This is a genomic window from Streptomyces sp. C10-9-1 (genome assembly GCF_024497955.1).
Taxonomy (GTDB): Bacteria; Actinomycetota; Actinomycetes; order Streptomycetales; family Streptomycetaceae; genus Streptomyces; species Streptomyces sanyensis.
The window spans coordinates 232,216-248,752 of sequence record NZ_JANHKP010000002.1; the positions used below are offsets into that span (position 1 = coordinate 232,216).

At 75.1% G+C, this 16,537-nt stretch carries 15 protein-coding genes; 9 read left to right on the plus strand and 6 right to left on the minus strand.

Translation table 11 applies throughout. The annotated features are described in order from the left end of the window. Nucleotides 1–39: 39 nt before the first annotated feature. The gene (locus NPS70_RS28465; protein ID WP_305885391.1) at nt 40–2,088 is read right to left on the minus strand and encodes an NADPH-dependent 2,4-dienoyl-CoA reductase; all 2,049 of its coding nucleotides are present in this window, start codon (nt 2,086–2,088) and stop codon (nt 40–42) included. 187 nt (nt 2,089–2,275) lie between these two features. Here NPS70_RS28465 and NPS70_RS03575 point away from each other — a divergent pair, with 187 nt between their 5' ends. The 5 genes from NPS70_RS03575 to NPS70_RS03595 all read left to right on the plus strand — a co-directional run bounded on the left by NPS70_RS03575 (nt 2,276) and on the right by NPS70_RS03595 (nt 6,241). After that, the gene (locus tag NPS70_RS03575; protein WP_256522467.1) at nt 2,276–2,959 is read left to right on the plus strand and encodes a hypothetical protein; all 684 of its coding nucleotides are present in this window, start codon (nt 2,276–2,278) and stop codon (nt 2,957–2,959) included. A 98-nt stretch (nt 2,960–3,057) separates the two neighbouring features. Continuing rightward, nucleotides 3,058–3,843 carry a DUF4239 domain-containing protein gene (locus tag NPS70_RS03580; protein WP_256522469.1) on the plus strand — a complete coding sequence of 262 codons (786 nt, stop codon included), beginning with the start codon at nt 3,058–3,060 and terminating at the stop codon, nt 3,841–3,843. Nucleotides 3,844–3,990: 147 nt separating this feature from the next. After that, complete coding sequence (locus NPS70_RS03585; protein WP_256522689.1) at nt 3,991–5,106, plus strand: LLM class flavin-dependent oxidoreductase; 1,116 nt, start codon at nt 3,991–3,993, stop codon at nt 5,104–5,106. Between the two features lie 4 nt (nt 5,107–5,110). Further along, nucleotides 5,111–5,725: an FMN reductase gene (locus NPS70_RS03590; protein ID WP_256522471.1), complete on the plus strand. Its 615-nt coding sequence runs from the start codon at nt 5,111–5,113 to the stop codon at nt 5,723–5,725. Between the two features lie 72 nt (nt 5,726–5,797). Beyond that, nucleotides 5,798–6,241: a universal stress protein gene (locus tag NPS70_RS03595; protein ID WP_256522472.1), complete on the plus strand. Its 444-nt coding sequence runs from the start codon at nt 5,798–5,800 to the stop codon at nt 6,239–6,241. A gap of 55 nt (nt 6,242–6,296) precedes the next feature. Here NPS70_RS03595 and NPS70_RS03600 read toward each other — a convergent pair whose 3' ends face one another. The 3 genes from NPS70_RS03600 to NPS70_RS03610 all read right to left on the minus strand — a co-directional run bounded on the left by NPS70_RS03600 (nt 6,297) and on the right by NPS70_RS03610 (nt 8,753). Next, on the minus strand, nt 6,297–7,151 hold the full coding sequence (locus NPS70_RS03600) for an ABC transporter permease (protein ID WP_256522474.1): 855 nt from the start codon (nt 7,149–7,151) through the stop codon (nt 6,297–6,299). After that, nucleotides 7,148–8,113 carry an ATP-binding cassette domain-containing protein gene (locus tag NPS70_RS03605; protein WP_256522476.1) on the minus strand — a complete coding sequence of 322 codons (966 nt, stop codon included), beginning with the start codon at nt 8,111–8,113 and terminating at the stop codon, nt 7,148–7,150. The genes NPS70_RS03600 and NPS70_RS03605 overlap by 4 nt, the downstream gene beginning before the upstream one ends. Nucleotides 8,114–8,339: 226 nt before the next feature. Next, nucleotides 8,340–8,753: a hypothetical protein gene (locus NPS70_RS03610; RefSeq protein ID WP_256522477.1), complete on the minus strand. Its 414-nt coding sequence runs from the start codon at nt 8,751–8,753 to the stop codon at nt 8,340–8,342. 187 nt (nt 8,754–8,940) lie between these two features. Between NPS70_RS03610 and NPS70_RS03615 the strand changes: the two genes are divergently transcribed. From NPS70_RS03615 to NPS70_RS03625, 3 genes are all read left to right on the plus strand, one after another. Further along, entirely contained in the window at nt 8,941–9,876 is a 936-nt protein-coding gene (locus NPS70_RS03615; RefSeq protein WP_256522479.1) for an NADP-dependent oxidoreductase, read from the plus strand. A gap of 65 nt (nt 9,877–9,941) precedes the next feature. Next, the gene (locus NPS70_RS03620; RefSeq protein WP_256522480.1) at nt 9,942–10,187 is read left to right on the plus strand and encodes a DUF2630 family protein; all 246 of its coding nucleotides are present in this window, start codon (nt 9,942–9,944) and stop codon (nt 10,185–10,187) included. 54 nt (nt 10,188–10,241) lie between these two features. After that, entirely contained in the window at nt 10,242–12,260 is a 2,019-nt protein-coding gene (locus NPS70_RS03625) for an FUSC family protein (protein WP_256522481.1), read from the plus strand. A gap of 17 nt (nt 12,261–12,277) precedes the next feature. Here the strand turns inward: NPS70_RS03625 and NPS70_RS03630 are convergent, their stop codons facing one another. After that, nucleotides 12,278–12,676, minus strand: a complete 399-nt coding sequence (locus tag NPS70_RS03630) for an RNA-binding S4 domain-containing protein (protein ID WP_256522482.1) — start codon at nt 12,674–12,676, stop codon at nt 12,278–12,280. A 570-nt stretch (nt 12,677–13,246) separates the two neighbouring features. Between NPS70_RS03630 and NPS70_RS03640 the strand changes: the two genes are divergently transcribed. Beyond that, entirely contained in the window at nt 13,247–14,272 is a 1,026-nt protein-coding gene (locus NPS70_RS03640; RefSeq protein ID WP_256522690.1) for a hypothetical protein, read from the plus strand. 74 nt (nt 14,273–14,346) lie between these two features. On the opposite strand, the gene NPS70_RS03645 is transcribed toward NPS70_RS03640, so the two are convergent. Beyond that, nucleotides 14,347–16,419, minus strand: a complete 2,073-nt coding sequence (locus tag NPS70_RS03645; protein WP_256522483.1) for a PhoX family phosphatase — start codon at nt 16,417–16,419, stop codon at nt 14,347–14,349. Between the last annotated feature and the right edge of the window lie 118 nt (nt 16,420–16,537).

A 16,537-nucleotide genomic window follows, 5' to 3' on the forward strand; every position in this document is an offset into this window, starting at 1 on the left:
CATCCTAGGGACGCGCGGCCCGCCCGGCCGCGGCCCCGCTCACAGCTCCGCCGCGAGGCGGGTGCCCTGGTCGATGGCGCGCTTGGCGTCCAGCTCGGCGGCCACGTCCGCGCCGCCGATGACGTGGACGCTGCGGCCGGCGGCGTGCAGCTCCTCGTAGAGCGAGCGCTGCGGCTCCTGGCCTGCGCACAGTACGACGGTGTCCACCCGGAGCACCGAGGGCGTGCCGTCGACGCTGATGTGCAGGCCCTCGTCGTCGATGCGCTCGTAGGTCACCCCGGCGGTCGTGGTCACGCCGCGGTGCTTGAGCTCCGTGCGGTGGATCCAGCCCGTGGTCTTGCCGAGCCCGGCGCCGACCTTGCCGGTCTTGCGCTGGAGCAGGTGCACCGAGCGCGGCGGCGCCGGGCGCTCGGGGGCGGTCAGCCCGCCGGGGGCCGCGTAGGAGGTGTCGACGCCCCACTGGCGGAAGTAGGTCTCCGCGTCCAGGCTCGCGCCCTCGCCGCCGTCGGTGAGGTACTCCGCGACGTCGAAGCCGATGCCGCCCGCGCCGATCACCGCGACCCGGTCGCCGACCGGGGCACCGTCGCGCAGCACGTCGAGGTAGCCGATCACGCTGGGGTGGTCCACGCCCTCGATCACCGGGGTCCGCGGGCTGACGCCGGTGGCGACCACCACCTCGTCGTAGGTGTCCGCCGGGAGGTCCTCGGCGGTGACGCGGGTGCCGAGCCGGACCTCCACCCCGTGCTCGGCGAGCTGGTGGCGGAAGTAGCGCAGCGTCTCGCCGAACTCCTCCTTGCCCGGGATGCGCTTGGCGATGTTGAGCTGGCCGCCGATCTCCGCCGCGGCGTCGAAGAGGGTGACGCGGTGGCCGCGCTCGGCGGCGGAGACGGCGCAGGCGAGCCCCGCGGGCCCGGCGCCGACGACCGCGACGCTCCGGGCGAGCCGGGTGGGTGCCAGGACGAGTTCGGTCTCGTGGCAGGCGCGCGGGTTCACCAGGCAGGAGGTGATCTTCAGGCTGAAGGTGTGGTCCAGGCACGCCTGGTTGCAGCCGATGCAGGTGTTGATGGCCTCGGGGCGTCCGGCCGCGGCCTTGGCCACGAACTCCGGGTCGGCGAGGAAGGGCCGCGCCATGGAGACCATGTCGGCCCGCCCCTCGGCGAGCACCTGTTCGGCCACCTCGGGAGTGTTGATGCGGTTGCTGGTGACGAGCGGGATCGAGACCTCGCCCATCAGCTTCCGGGTGACCCAGGTGTACGCGCCGCGCGGCACCGAGGTGGCGATGGTGGGGATGCGGGCCTCGTGCCAGCCGATGCCGGTGTTGATGAGCGTCGCCCCGGCCTCCTCCACCGCCCGGGCGAGCGTGACGACCTCCTCCAGGGAGGAGCCTCCGGGGACGAGGTCGAGCATCGAGAGCCGGTAGATCAGGATGAAGTCCGGGCCCACGGCCTCGCGGGTCCGCCGGATGATCTCCAGGGGCAGCCGGATGCGGTTCTCGTAGGAACCGCCCCACCGGTCCGTGCGGTGGTTGGTGCAGCTCGCGATGAACTCGTTGACGAAGTAGCCCTCGGAGCCCATGATCTCGACGCCGTCGTAGCCCGCCGACCGCGCGAGGACGGCGGTGCGGACGAAGTCGGCGATCGTCTCCTCGATCTCGTCGCCGGTGAGGGCGTGGGGGACGAAGGGGCTGATCGGCGCCTGGATGGCGCTGGGGGCGACGAGGTCCTGGTGGTAGGCGTAGCGGCCGAAGTGCAGGATCTGCAGGGCGATCCGGCCGCCTTCGGCGTGCACGGCGTCCGTGACGGTGCGGTGCTGTGCGGCCTCCTCCTCCGTGGTGAGCTTCGCCCCGCCCTCGTAGGGGCGGCCCTGGTCGTTGGGCGCGATGCCGCCCGTGACGATCAGGCCCACGCCGCCGCGGGCGCGCTCGGCGTAGAAGGCGGCCATGCGCTCGAAGCCCTGCTCGGCCTCCTCCAGGCCCACGTGCATGGAGCCCATCAGGACGCGGTTGGGCAGGGTGGTGAAGCCCAGGTCGAGCGGGCTCAGCAGATGGGGGTACGGCGTCGGCGCGGGCCGGGTGGTGGGCGTACTCATCGGAGCCTCCTCGCTCGGGTGTCGAGAACGTTGTAGTCGGCCCCGGGATGGTTTTGCAACAAAGTGCAAAATGAAGTGCGTCACCGTAGCCCATCGCGGCCGTATGAATGGTCCGACAAGTCCATCTATCAGCCATACGGGTGATATTGGTTAATCGCCCCGCTTCCAGCCCTCTACCGTGGCGCTCGTGGCGGGATGGCAGCAGGTGAGCGCACTGGGGGTCGCGGCTGTTCTCGGGGCGCAGGGGGTGGCGATCGCGGCCCCCGTGCCCGAGGAGGCCAACGCGTCCGAGCGGCAGAAGGTGTCGGCCGGGAGCCCCGAACGGCAGGCGGAGGGCCGTCGGCCGGCGCGGCCGGGTGCGGGACCTCCCGCGGGCTCGGTCACCGTGACCCTGCCCGGCTCGCCCGGCGCACATGCCTCGGTGGTCGTCTCCGCCGGTCACTGCCCCCCGCCCGGGCGCCCGCCCGGCCCGCCGGAGCCCGCTCCGGAGCCGCCGCGGCCGACTCCGGAGCCGCCGGCCCCCGAGCCGCCCGTGCCCTCGCCGGAGCCGCCGCGGCCCGAACCGGTGCCGGAACCCGACCCCGTGCCCCCCGCTCCCGTACCGGAGCCCGCTCCCGAGCCGCCCCCGCCTCCGGCCGCCCCCGCGCCACCGGAGCGGCCCCCCGCGCCCCCGCCCGCCCCGCCGCCGGCGGCCGCTCCGCCGCCCGAGGCGGTGCCGGTCGCCATCCGCCGCCACCGCCCGGCGGGCCAGGGGCCCGAGGCGGAGGGCACACCGCTCACCGTGCTGATGCTGGTGACCACCACCCCCGCAGTCCTCGCGGCCGCCCTCCTGCGCCCCCGGGCGCACTCGGCCGCGCGCCGCGGGCGCTGACGCGGGGCCGGGGGCACCGCGCCCCGGCCCGGTCCCCGTCCGCCCGCCGCACCGCACGTCCTGCCCCGACCCCGTCGCACCCCCACGGAGAACCCCCCATGTCCGACTGGCTCGTCCTGGCCACCGTGATGGCGGCCGCCTGCGCCGTCGTCCTCGTCGTCACCGTCCTCAGCCAGCGCCGGCTGCAGGGCGCGGCGGACGGCGCGGCTCCCGCCCCGCGGCAGGAGACGCCCGACGTGCTCGAGTACATGGTGATGATGGTCGGCGTGGTCTACGCGATCGTCCTCGGCCTCGCCATCGCGGGCGTGTGGGAGGCGCGCGGGGCGGCCCAGGACGCGGTGCGCACGGAGGCCCAGGCGCTCCACGAGGTCACCCAGCGCGCCCAGGTCTACCCCGCGGACTACCGGGAGCGGCTGCGCACGGACGTGGACGCCTATGTGAACGAGGTGGTCGCCGGCGAGTGGCCGCGCATGATCGACGAGTCCGAGCTGTCGCCGCGCGGCGCGGAGCTGCTCGCCGCGGTGCGCACCAGTGTGGCCGAGCGCGCCCCGGCCAACGAGCTGGAGGCCCAGGCGTACCAGCCGATGCTGGACCAGGTGGCCCTGGCCGAGGACGCGCGCAGCGCCCGGGCGGAGGGTGCCGGGCAGACCCTGCCGGGCATCGTCTGGTTCGGGCTGATCAGCGGGGCCGTGATCACCGTGGGCCTGATCTTCACCATGCAGATCGGCCGCTCGTTCCGGGAGCTGCTGCTGGCGGGCCTGTTCAGCGCCCTGATCGCGTTCCTGCTCTTCCTGGTGTGGGACTTCGACGCGCCGTTCGGCCGCTCGGGCAGCGAGTCCGCGGACGCCTTCCGCCAGCTCTTCCCCGGGGCCACCGCCCCCTGACCCGGTGCGCCCGGACACCGCCCCCGTTCCCCGCGCCGCCCGCGGGGGGCGGGGGCGGAGCCGTGTCCGCGGGGGCGGGAATAGTGCCCCGGCCGGTCCCGTTGGCGGTATAGTTCAACTTTCAATCAACATCGAGGGGTGACCCCCATGGAGTTCGGCATCTTCACGGTCGGCGACGTCACGACCGACCCGACCACGGGCCGCACGCCGAGCGAGCACGAGCGGATCAAGGCCACCCTCGCCATCGCGCAGAAGGCCGAGGAGGTGGGGCTCGACGTCTTCGCCACCGGCGAGCACCACAACCCGCCCTTCGTGCCGTCCTCCCCGACGACGCTCCTCGGCTACCTCGCCGCGCGCACCGAGCGGCTGGTGCTGTCCACCTCGACGACGCTGATCACCACCAACGACCCGGTGAAGATCGCCGAGGACTACGCCTACCTCCAGCACCTCGCCGAGGGGCGCGTGGACCTCATGATGGGGCGCGGCAACACCGGCCCGGTCTATCCGTGGTTCGGCCAGGACATCCGCCGGGGCATCGAGCTGGCCGTCGAGAACTACGCGCTCCTGCGCAGGCTGTGGCGGGAGGACGTGGTCGACTGGGAGGGGACCTTCCGTACCCCGCTCCAGGGCTTCACCGCCACCCCGAGGCCCCTGGACGGAGTGCCCCCCTTCGTCTGGCACGGCTCGATCCGCTCACCGGAGATCGCCGAGCAGGCCGCCTACTACGGCGACGGCTTCTTCCACAACAACATCTTCTGGCCGATGTCCCACACCAGGAGGATGGTCGACCTCTACCGGCAGCGGTACGCCCACCACGGCCACGGCGGCCCCGAGCAGGCCGTCGTCGGCCTCGGCGGCCAGGTGTTCATGCGCGGCAACTCCCAGGACGCCGTGCGCGAGTTCCGGCCGTACTTCGACAACGCCCCGGTGTACGGGCACGGGCCCTCCCTGGAGGACTTCACCGAGCAGACGCCGCTGACGGTGGGCTCGCCGCAGCAGGTGGTCGAGCGCACCCTCGGCTTCCGCGACGCGGTGGGCGACTACCAGCGCCAGCTGTTCCTCATGGACCACGCGGGCCTGCCGCTGAAGACCGTGCTGGAGCAGCTGGACATCCTCGGCGAGGAGGTCGTCCCCGTGCTGCGCAAGGAGTTCGCCGCCCTGCGGCCCGCGGGTGTGCCCGAGACCGCGCCGCCGCACCCCGCCGTCGCGCGCGGGAGCGCCGCTCCCGCCGCCCCTGCCGCCCACGCCGTCGAGGAGGGCTGACCCCATGACCGCACCCCGGACCGCCCCCGTGAGGCTCGCCGTCGTCTCGGCGGGACTCGGGGTCCCCTCCTCGACCCGGCTGCTCGCCGACCGGATCACCGCGTCCGTGCGCGGCGAACTGGCCGCGCGGGAGCGCCCCGTCGAGGTGACCGTCGTCGAACTGCGCGACCTTGCCGTGCCGATCGCCCACCACCTGGTGACCGGCTTCCCGCCGCCCGCCCTGGAGGAGGCGTCCCTGGCGGTGGCGCGGGCCGACGGCCTGATCGCCGTCACGCCGGTCTTCAGCGCCAGCTTCAGCGGGCTGTTCAAGTCCTTCTTCGACCTGCTCGACCCGGACGCGCTCACCGGCACCCCGGTGCTCGCCGCCGCCACCGGCGGCACCGCCCGGCACTCGCTGGTCCTGGAGCACGCGCTGCGCCCGCTCTTCGCCCACCTGCGCGCCCGGACCGTGCCGACCGCGGTCTACGCCGCCTCCGAGGACTGGGGCGGAGCCGGTGACGCGCTCACCGAGGACCTGCCGGTGCGCATCGGGCGGGCGGCCCGCGAGCTCGCCGTGCTGCTGGACGCTCCGGCCGCCGATCGGGCGCCACAGCCCGACCCTGCCGACCTGTTTGCGTAGTTTTGCATAGGCTTGCGGCGTGTGCATGGGTTCGTGTGCACGCACTAGGCGGACGGCTGCGGAGGTGGCGACATGGCAGAGGCAGGCAGGATCGTCGTGGGCGTGGACGGTTCCGAACCGTCGGTCAAGGCCCTCAGGTGGGCCGTCCGCCAGGCCGGTCTCAGCGGGGAGACACTGGAGGCGGTGATCAGCTGGGAGTACCCGGCGGCGGGCTGGGCGGCCATGGTGCCCTCGCTGCCGCCGGACTTCGACCCCGAGCAGATGGCCTCGAAGATCCTCGACGACACCCTGGAGCGGACGCTCGGCGCGGAGGCGGCGGCCTCCGTGCAGCGCACGGTCGTCGTGGGGAACCCCGCGCAGGCGCTGATGGAGCGGGCCGAGGGGGCGGACCTGCTGGTCGTGGGCGACCGCGGCTACAGCGGTTTCAAGGCCGCCCTCCTCGGGTCCGTCGGGCTGCACCTCTCCCAGCACGCGCCCTGTCCCGTGGTGGTGGTCCGCGGCGGCACCGAGGGGTGAGCGCCGCCGGTCCGGGGCCGCCCGCGCGGGCGGCCCCGGACCGGCGCGCACGCGCTCACCTGCGGTTGTACAGCCGCATGGTGACGGGACCGAAGACGGCCACCAGCAGGGCGGACCAGCCGAGCGACCAGGCGATGTCCGCGGCCGGCCACCCGCCCGCCATCAACTCGCGGACGGCCGCGGCCACATGGGTGACCGGGCTGTTGTTCACGAACGCCTGGAGCCATCCGGGCATCGTCCGAGGGTCGACGAAGACGTTGCTCAGGAAGGTCAGCGGGAAGATCACCATCATGCTGACGCCCATCACCGACTTCTCGGTGCGCAGCAGCAGCCCGAACATCGTCCAGATCCACGAGAACGAGAACGCGAAGACCATCAGCAGGGCCACCCCGAGCAGCACGCCCGCGACCCCTCCGGCGGGGCGGTAGCCGATCAGCAGGCCGACGCCCAGCATGACCGCGGAGGCGATGAGGTAGCGCACCACGTCGCCGAGGAGGTAGCCGACCATCGGCGACGGCCGCCAGATGGGCAGGCTGCGGAAGCGGTCGAAGACCCCCTTGACGATGTCGGTGTTGACCGCGACGCCGGTGTACATCGTGATCATGACGACGCTCATGGTGAGGATGCCGGGCAGCAGGAACTGCACGTACGCCGAGACCGAGCCGGCGATCGCGCCTCCGAAGAGGTACGTGTACATCAGCACCATCATGATCGGGAACGCCGTCACGTCGAACATCTGCTCCGGCACGTGCTTGATCTTGAGCATCGCGCGCCACCCGAAGGTGAGGGACGTCGTCAGGGCGGACGGGCGCGCGGGGCGCTCGGCGGAGAGCAGCAGCGCGGCCAGTTCCTCCGCCCGCGGGGCCTCCCGTTCGAGCTCGGTCTCCTGGGTGGTGGTCGTGGTCGTCATGCCGCGCCCCCCTTCCGGTCGGTCAGGGCGAGGAAGACCTCGTCCAGGCTGGGCTGGCCCAGCGCGAAGTTGTCGACGGTGATGCCGCTGCGGGCCAGCTCGGCGAGGGCGCGGGCGGCCTGCTCGGAGGCGCCGCGGTCGCCGCCGTCCACCCGGGCCGTGAGGGCGACCGGGTCCGCGTCGAGCAGGACCTCGGCGCCGAGCGCGGCGGCCAGGACCCGCTCGGCCTCCTGCCGCCGGGCCGGGTCCCGCAGCCGCAGATGGACGGTGCCGGAGCCGACGGACGCCTTGAGCTCGCCCTTGGTGCCCTCGGCGATCACCCGCCCGTGGTCGATGACGGCGATGCGGGAGGCGAGGTGGTCCGCCTCGTCCAGGTACTGGGTGGTCAGCAGCACGGTGGTGCCCTGGGCGACCACCGCGCGCACGATGTCCCAGACCTGGTTGCGGCTGCGCGGGTCGAGGCCGGTGGTCGGCTCGTCCAGGAAGAGCAGATCGGGCGTGTTGAGGATGGACGCGGCGATGTCGATGCGCCGCCGCATCCCCCCGGAGTACGCCTTGACCTGCTTGCCCGCCGACCGGCTCAGGCCGAAGGCCTCCAGCAGCTGGGCGGCCCGGTCGCGGGCGGAGGGCTTGGAGTGGCCGAGCAGCCGGGCGAGGAGCACCAGGTTCTCCGTGCCGGTCAGGTCCTCGTCGACGGAGGCGTACTGCCCGGTGAGGCTGACCCGGCTGCGGACCGCGTCGGCCTCCCGGAGCACGTCGTGGCCGAAGACGCGGGCCTCGCCCCCGTCGGGGCGCAGCAGGGTGGCGAGCATCCGGACCGTGGTGGTCTTGCCCGCGCCGTTGGGACCGAGCAGGCCGTAGACGGTGCCGGCGGGCACCCTGAGGTCGACGCCGTCCACGGCCCGGTTGTCGCCGAAGACCTTGACCAGTGCGGTCGTCTCGATCGCGAGGTTCGTACTCATCGTCCGTCCCTTGGTTCCTCCGCTTGCGTGGAGAGGGGACCGGCCCGGTCGCGGAAACTCATCGGTCCCCGGCCCCGGGCCCGCCCGGACCGGCCGGGTCCCGCGGTCCGGACACGCCGCCGCGCGGCCACCGCCTCCCGCGGTGACCGCGCCGGGTCGGGCCGCTGCCGCGCGGCCGGCGGCGCGCCCCGCGCCGGGGCCGCCGCTCCCGCACCTGGCCCGCCCCCTACTCCCGCACGTAGAAGCTGTAGAACATGACCACGGTCAGCCCCACCCCGCAGGCGAGGCCGATACCGGAGGCGCGGAGCACGCTTCCCCCGGCCAGGCTGGTCAGGAACCCGACCGTCGCCCCGAACAGGCCCCCGTAGGCAAGGGCCCGCAGTTCACGGGGGAGCGCGTGCCCCCAGCGGCCCAGGGCGAAGCCGAGCATCCCGAGCACGAGCGCGCAGATGATCCCGACGAGCCACTGCGCGCCGTTGGCGATGCCGCCGTCCTGGAACCGCAGGATGGAGGCCGCCCAGAGCCCGGCCGTCACCGCGATCACCGCGGGGAGCGCGAAGCCGAGCGGGCTGTGGTGCTGCCCGCCGTCCGGCGCGGTCCGGCGGTGCCGCCCGGGGGGCATCGCTGCTTGTGTGGCCATGGCGCAGACTCCTTCCCTCTCGCCCCGGCGCCTCCCCGCGCGCCCTCCCTAACAGGGCACACCCGCCCGGGCCCGGCGGCAAGTCCGTACGGGTCCGGACCCGTACGGCCACGACGTGCGCGGACGGGCCCACCGGGTGAGAGTGAGGGGCGAGAGACCGGGGGCACCGAGTCGGGAGGCCACGAGGATGCGTGCGGTCACGGTCGGCCGCTCCGGCGCGGAGCCGGAGCTGGCCCAGCTGCCCAAGCCCGAGCCCGGCGAGGGCGAGGTGGTCGTCAAGGTCGAGTACGCGGCGCTCAACCCCGCGGACTGGCAGGCCGCCGACGGCCCGGGACCGGCGACGGCCTTCCCGCGGGTGCTCGGCACGGACTTCGCGGGCCGGGTGGACGTGGTCGGCCCGGGCGACAACCGCTTCCGCGTGGGTGACGCGGTGTTCGGGCTGGCGCTGCGCCCGGACGGCTGCGCGGGCAGCTACGCCGAGTACACGGTCGTCCACCAGGACGGGCCGGTCGCCCTGGTGCCCGCGGGGCTCGACCCGCGGACCGCCGCGGCGCTGCCGACCGCCGGGACCGCCGCGGCCCAGCTGCTCGCCGTCACCGGGCTGCGCCGCGGGCAGAGCCTGCTGGTGGTGGGCGCGGCGGGCGGGGTCGGCAGTTGCCTGACCCAGCTCGCCGCCGCCCGCGGCATCCGGGTCGTGGCCCTGGTCCGCGGTGACGAGCGGCGCCGGATGACCCTGCTCGGGGCGGCCGGGTCCGTGGACGCCACGGCCGGGGACCCGGCCGGTGCCGTGCGCGCCGCATGCCCCGAGGGGGTCGACGCGGTGGCCGACCTGGTCTCGGGCGACCCGGTCGGCTTCGCCCGGCACGCGGCCTTCGCCCGTGCGGGCGGGCTGGCCGTCGCCGCGCGGCCGGGCGCCGACCCGGCCGCCCTGACCGCCCCCGTGGAGGGGGTCGCGTTCCGGCTGCACCCCTCGGTGCGGCTGCTGGAGGCGCTCGCGGCCGCGGCGGCCGAGGGCGGGCTCCGGACACCCCTGGACGCCGAGCTGCCGCTGGAGAAGGCGCCCGGTGCCCTCGCCCAGAACCGTGCGGGCGGCGCCCGCGGGAAGACGGTCTTCGCCGTGTGAGCCACCGCAGCCGGGCCGTCCACCGCCCCGTCGGCGGCCCGGACCCGAGGAGGAAGGGCCGTCCCATGGACGACGAGGAGATCATCGACGACATCGGCTCGCTGGTGGAGGAGGAGCGCGCCCTGCGGGGCCTCGCGCTGGAGCAGGGCGGGCTCGACGCAGGGCAGCGGGAGCGCCTGCGGGAGCTGGAGATCCGGCTCGACCAGTACTGGGACCTGCTGCGCAGGCGCCGTGCCAAGTCCGAGTACGGCGGCGATCCCGACACCGCGCAGGTGCAGCCCGCCGACGAGGTGGAGAACTACCGCGGCTGACCGGGCCCGGGCGGCGCCGGTCCCCCGCGGGCCCCGGGGGATCATGGGGGCACCATGAACGATCGCGAGCCGGACCGCAGCGGCGACGGCCCCGCCGCCGGGACCCCCGCTCCCGGGAGGAGCGGCCCCCGCCCTCCCCGCCTCCCCTCCCCGCCGGCCTGGCTGGTGCGCGGACTGCGCCCCCAGCCGGCGCCGGTCCCCTGGGCCGCCGCCGCGCGTGCCGCCGTCGCGCTCGCCGCACCGCTGGCCGCGGGGATCGCGGCCGGGCTGCCCGCCTACGGGGCGCTGGCCTCGATGGGCGCGCTGTCGGGGGTCATCGGGGACACCGCCGACGCCTACCGGATGCGCCTGCTGAACATCGCCGTCCCCCAGCTGCTCGGCGCGGTCGGCGTGACCCTGGGCACCCTGGTCTACGGGGAGGGCTGGGTCGCCGTGGGCGTGCTCACGGCGGTCGCGCTGGTCTCCGGGATGATCTCCAGCATCGGCTCGGTGGCTTCGGTGTCCGGGCTGCTGCTCCTGCTGAACGCCGTGGTGGGCGCCGGTCTGCCGATGCCGCAGCCGTGGTGGAAGGCCCCGGTGCTGCTCTGCCTGGGCGGGCTGTTCGTCCTGGTCCTCACGCTGCTCGGGTGGCCGCTGCGCCGCAGGGCGGCGGAGCGGTCGGCGGTGGCGGCCGCCTACGGGAGCGTGGCGGAGCTCTTCGCGGTCGCGGGGACGCCGGACACCGCCGCGTACGACGCCCGCCGCCACGAGGTGACCCGCGCCCTGGACGCCTCCTACGACCTGATCCTCGCCCGGCGCGCGCGCGAGCACGGCCGCGTCGGCCCCATGGTGCGGCTGCTGGCCCAGCTCAACGCCCTGATCCCGCTGGTGGAGTCGGCCCCGGCGGCCCACCGCCACGGCCGGTCCTCGCGCAGTCCGGAGGTCGCGGCGGCCGTGCGGGACCTGGCGGACGCCGTCGCCTCGGGCCGCGGCGGTGCGGCGAGTCCGCCGGACCTGCCACCGCCCGAGGGCCCTGCCGACCGCGCGGTGGAGAACGCGCTCCGGCACGCCGCGGCCGTGGTGCGCAGCCCGGACGCGGACGTCCTCGCCGAGGACCGCCTCGGGGTGCCCGCCGAACTCGGGGTGCGGGCCCGGCGGGCGGCCCGGGCGGCGCTGCTGTCCCGGGAGTCCTGGCGCTACGGGCTGCGCCTGGCGCTGTGCATCGGCGTCGCGCAGTCCTTCGCCTCCCTGGTGCCGGTGGAGCGCTCCTACTGGGTGGCCCTGACGGTGACCTTCGTGCTGAAGCCCGACTTCGGCTCGGTGTTCTCCCGGGCGGTGCTGCGGGCGCTCGGGACGGCGGCGGGGCTGCTGGTCGCGGCGCCGCTGCTGGCGTCGGTGCCGCGCGGCTGGGCCGACGTGCCCGTGATGATGGCCCTGGCCGCGCTGATCCCGGTGTTCTCCGCCAAGGGGTACGCCTTCCAGACGGCGGCGGTGACGCCGGTGATCCTGCTCCTGTCGGACGTCCTCAACCACCAGGGGCTCCACCTGGTCCTGCCGCGGCTGGTGGACAGCCTGACCGGCTGCGCGATCGTCCTGGTCGCCGGGTACCTGCTGTGGCCCGAGAGCTGGCACACCCGCGTCGGCGACCGGGTGGCGGACGCGGTCGAGGAGACGGCCCGCTACGTGGCCGGCTCCTTCGGCGGGGTCGCGCACGCCGAGCGGGTGAGGCGGCGCCGGCGCCTCTACCGGGACCTGTCCGCGGTGCGCTCGGAGTTCCAGCGCGCGCTCACCGAGCCGCCCCCGGCCGGGGAGCGGGCGGCGGCCTGGTGGCCCCTGGTCGTGGCCGTGGAGCGGGTCGTGGACGCCACCACCGCGGCCCGGGTGCGGGTCGACCACGGGGCGCCGGCGCCCCGGCCGGAGGAGGTGGCCGAGGTGGAGCGGCAGCTGTACGAGCTGGCGGAGGGGGTGCGCTCCAGCACGGAGCTGGTGGAGGTCCGCGCGGAGCTGCCCGGCGACGAGCAGGGGGTGCTGGAGCCGCTGCGCCAGGAGGTCCGTGCGGCCCGGGCCGTCGCCTCGCCGAACGCCTCGCCCTGACCGGCCGCCCCGGCTCCTCAGCTTTTGGGGCGCCCGCCGAAGAGCCGCTCCAGTTCGCGCCGGTCGCGCTTGGTGGGCCGTCCCGCGCCGCGGTCGCGGACCACTGCCGGAGCGGTGAACTCCCTCGGCGGGGGCGGCGGGCTGTGGTCCTCGTAGGCCTCGACCGCGACGGGGGCCCCGACCCGTTTGCGGAGGATCCGGCGGACCACGACCAGCCGCTCGCGGCCCTCGTGGAAGACCCGCACCGTGTCGCCGGAGCGCACCGGCTGTGAGGGCTTGACCCGGTCGCCGTTGATCCGCACATGCCCGGCCTTGCACGCGGCGGACGCCAGGGACCTGGTCTTGATCAGCCGTACCGACCAGATCCACACGTCGACCCGTACGGTCCCGGTCTCCGTCGCCTCAGCAGCAGCCATGTCCCCGACTCTACGACTCCCGGCGCCCGGCGCGGGGGCGTGCGCGCCCCGCCCGCACTCCGGGAGCACCCGCCCTCTCACCACAGCGCACGCGTCCGACTACCATGCGCACCGTCTCCCATCGACGGAAGCGTCTCTTCCGCACGCGGGTGCTCGTCCGTTTCCGACACGCCCGCACCTTCCGCGCGGCACAAGGGCATTCGGAGATCTCCATGCGCAGCAGCACGGGTCGAGGACTACGGCCGGGCGTCCTGCGGACGTCCGGCACCGTGGTCGTGGCCGTCGCGGGCAGCGCCCCCGCGTACCCGATCGCCGCGACCGCCGCCGTGCTCACCGCCACGGTGGGCCTCGCGGCCCCGGCCGCCCCGCCACCGGCCCGCCCGGCTGGCGGCCCCGCTCGCCGTCCCGCACCCGCACGAGGGCGGACGCGAGGGCCGCCACCGCTCCGGCGAGGCGCTCGCCACCGACTTCCGACCGCCCCGAGTCCCCCACCGAAGGGAGGCCGTCATGGCCCGGCCACCGCGTTCCCACCGGGTTCCCCGCCCCGTCCGGATCCCGCTGTCCCGGCGCCTGCCCCGCGGGCAGCGCCGCCGGTTCGTCCCGGACTTCGACCCGGCGTTCGGTGACCGGGCGCTGTCGGACGCGCTGGACGACATCGTTATCGGGCGCTGGCAGGGCGTGCGCGACCTGCTCGGCGGAAGCAGCGGCGACTGGGCCCGGCGCACCCACCGGATACGGGTCCTCGCGCACGCCGCCGCGGGCTCCTCGGCCACCCGGATGTGGCAGGCGGCCGAACCGGACAGCCCCGACGCGGCGGTGCTGCGGGCGGCGACGGAGGTGGTGGGCGTGTTCCACCGGGCCGTGGCCTCCGGGCGCCGGGCCGGGGACGCGCAGCCTGCGCGGGGCGAGGCGGGGCGCGCGGTGGTGGACCGCTCGCAGGTGGGCCGCGACCGGCTGGACGCCGTGGTCCGCACCTGTCTGGAGGCCGCCGGGAGCCACCCGGCCGACCCCATGCCCTGGGTGTCGCTGCTGACGGTGGCGCGGCTGTACGAGGACGGCGTGCCGCGGCGCGAACTGCGCCGCTGGTGGGACGAGCTGCGCCGGCGCGACGCCCACAACGTCGAGGGCCACATCCAGCTGCTGCGCTACCACGCGGCGCGCTGGCACGGCACCCACGGCCGGATGTACGACGTCGCGCGGGACGTCGCGGGGGCCTCGCCGCCCGGGTCGCCGCTGCCGGTGCTGGTGCAGATCGCCCGGGCGGAGGAGTACCGCTACGTCTCCGAGTCGGCCCGGGGGCGGGTGGTCCGCGGTTTCGACCAGCACTGGAAGCACGAACTGGCGGTCACCGAGATCCGGCGGACGTGGGAGCGGTGGATCCTGCGCCGGGAGGACGGCCCGCTTCCGCCCCACGAGGTGGCCGAGCTGAACTACCTGGCCCACGCGGCCTGCCACGCGGGCCTGGAGCTGGAGGCCCGGGGGCTGTTCGTGCTGCTGGGGAACCGGGTGGCGCACCTGCCGTGGGCGTACACCGGCGAGCCCGCCGCCCAGTTCACCGCCTGGCGGGAGCGGCTGGGGGTGCGCGGCCCGGAGTGAGACCGCGCCGGGGGCGTCGCGGCCGGCATTCCCCCGGGGGACGGGCGCGGGCGCCCGCCCCCCGGGGGGGCGGCTCAGACGCCGATGTCGCGGCCGTCCTTGCGGTAGACGGCGACGACCGACGGGCGGACGATCCGGCCGGGCCCGTCCGGCCAGGTGCTCGCGGGCTTCTCGACGGTCGCCCCGTCGACCTCGCCCGGGTGCTGGACGGCGACCAGGACGCGGCGGTCCTGGATCACCGGGCCGCAGGTCTCGGCGCCGGTCGGGACGGTGAGGAACTGCTTCAGTTCACCGCGCCGCGAACCGTGGGTGGCGACGCCGTACAGGCCGTCGTGGGTGCCGAGCGCATTGCCGTCGGTCGAGATCCACAGGTTGCCGTGCGGGTCGAAGGCCACGTTGTCGGGGCAGGAGATCGGGCTGACCCGGTCCTTCGGGAACCCGGCGAAGTAGGTGGCCGGGTCCTTCGGGTCGCCCGCCACCAGGAACAGCCGCCAGGCGAAGCCGTCGGAGGACGGGTCGTCCCAGTGCTCGGCGAGCTCCAGCACGTGGCCGTGCTTGTTGAGGTTGCGCGGGTTCGCCTCGTCGGCGCCCGGGTAGCCGGACTTGCCCCGGTTGGAGTTGTTGGTGAGGGCGACGTAGACGCGGCCCGAGCGCGGGCTGGGCTCCACGTCCTCGGGGCGGTCCATCTTGGTGGCGCCCACCTTGTCGCCGGCGAGGCGGGTGAAGACGTACACCTCCTCGGCGGTCATGCCGGGCACGTGCGAGACCTCGCCGGTGGCGAGCGGGATCCAGACGCCGGAGCCGTCGAACTCGCCGTCGTTCGGCAGCTTGCCGGTGCCGTCGACCTCCGCCGCGGGGCTGTCGCCCGTGAGCTTCGCGACGTACAGGGTGCCGTGGTCCAGCAGGGTGCGGTTGTGCTCGCGGGCGGCGCGGCTCCCGCCCTTCTTCATCCGCTTCGAGGAGACGAACTTGTAGAGGTAGTCGAAGCGCTCGTCGTCGCCCATGTAGACGACGGGGCGGCCGTCGGAGGTCAGCCGCGGCTGCGCGGCCTCGTGCTTGAAGCGGCCGAGGGCGGTGCGCTTGGCCGGGGTGAAGTCCGGGTCGTGCGGGTCGAGTTCCACGACCCAGCCGAAGCGGTGCGACTCGTTGGGCTCCTTGGCCGCGTCGAAGCGGTCGTCGAACCGCTCCCACTTGCGCTCGGTGGCGCCGCTGCCGATGCCGTAGCGCTTGTCGGTGGGGCCGGAGCCGTTCGCGAAGTACTGGTTGAAGTTCTCCTCGCCGTGCAGCGTGGTGCCCCACGGGGTGGTGCCGCCGGCGCAGTTGTTGAGGGTGCCCAGCACCGTGCGCCCGGCCGGGTCGGCGGAGGTGCGCAGCAGGGCGCTGCCCGCGGCGGGGCCGGTCAGCTCGAAGCGGCTGGTCGCGGTCAGGCGGCGGTTGAGCGGGTGGCGGGTGACGGGGGTGAGCCGCCCGGAGCGGTGCTCCTCCTGGACGGCGACCACGGAGAGCCCGTGCGCGGCCCAGGCGATCTCGACCTGCTCGCGCGTGGGGTTCTCGGGGTCGTAGCCCTTGAACATCAGGAACTCGTCCGTGTACTCGTGGTTGGCCACGAGCAGCTGGCGGCCGCGCTCGCCGCGGAGCGGCAGCAGGCTGAGGAAGTCGTTGTTGTAGCCGAACTGCCCGGCCTGGGCCCGTGCGCTCTGGCGGTCGGGGTCGAAGGAGGGGGCGCCGCGCAGGATCGGCTCGCCCCACCGGATCACCACATGCTGCGCGTAGCCCTCGGGCACGGTGACCTTGTCGTCCCGGTTGGGGGCGACGGGCCGGAAGCGCAGGCCGCGGGCGCCGTCGGAGGGCCTCCCGGGCCGGTGGCCGGGGTGGCCGGGGTGGCCGCCCACCGTGTGGGCCTCGGCGCTGGGCGCACCGGGCACGAGCGCGGTGGCACCCGCCGCCGCCGTGACGGTGACGACCGCGGCGGCGCGCATCATCGAGCGGCGGGAGAGCGCACCGGCGATGACGTCGCCGACGTACTCGTTGTCGCTGGTGTTGGGAACCTCGTGGAAGCAGGCGTCACCGCAGCGGTAGCGGCACGTCAGCGCGGAGCGTCCGCCGGCGTGCGGCGCCTTGGTCAGCAGGGGCAGCAGTCTGCGCACTTCGTCCTCCTCCGGCGCGCGAAGCGCCGCCGTGTTCCCGGATGGTTCCGGCCGTGAGGCTAGGGCGGCCCGCCTGCCCCTCGGGAGACATGGCATGAACAGGGCGTGAATGCGATGC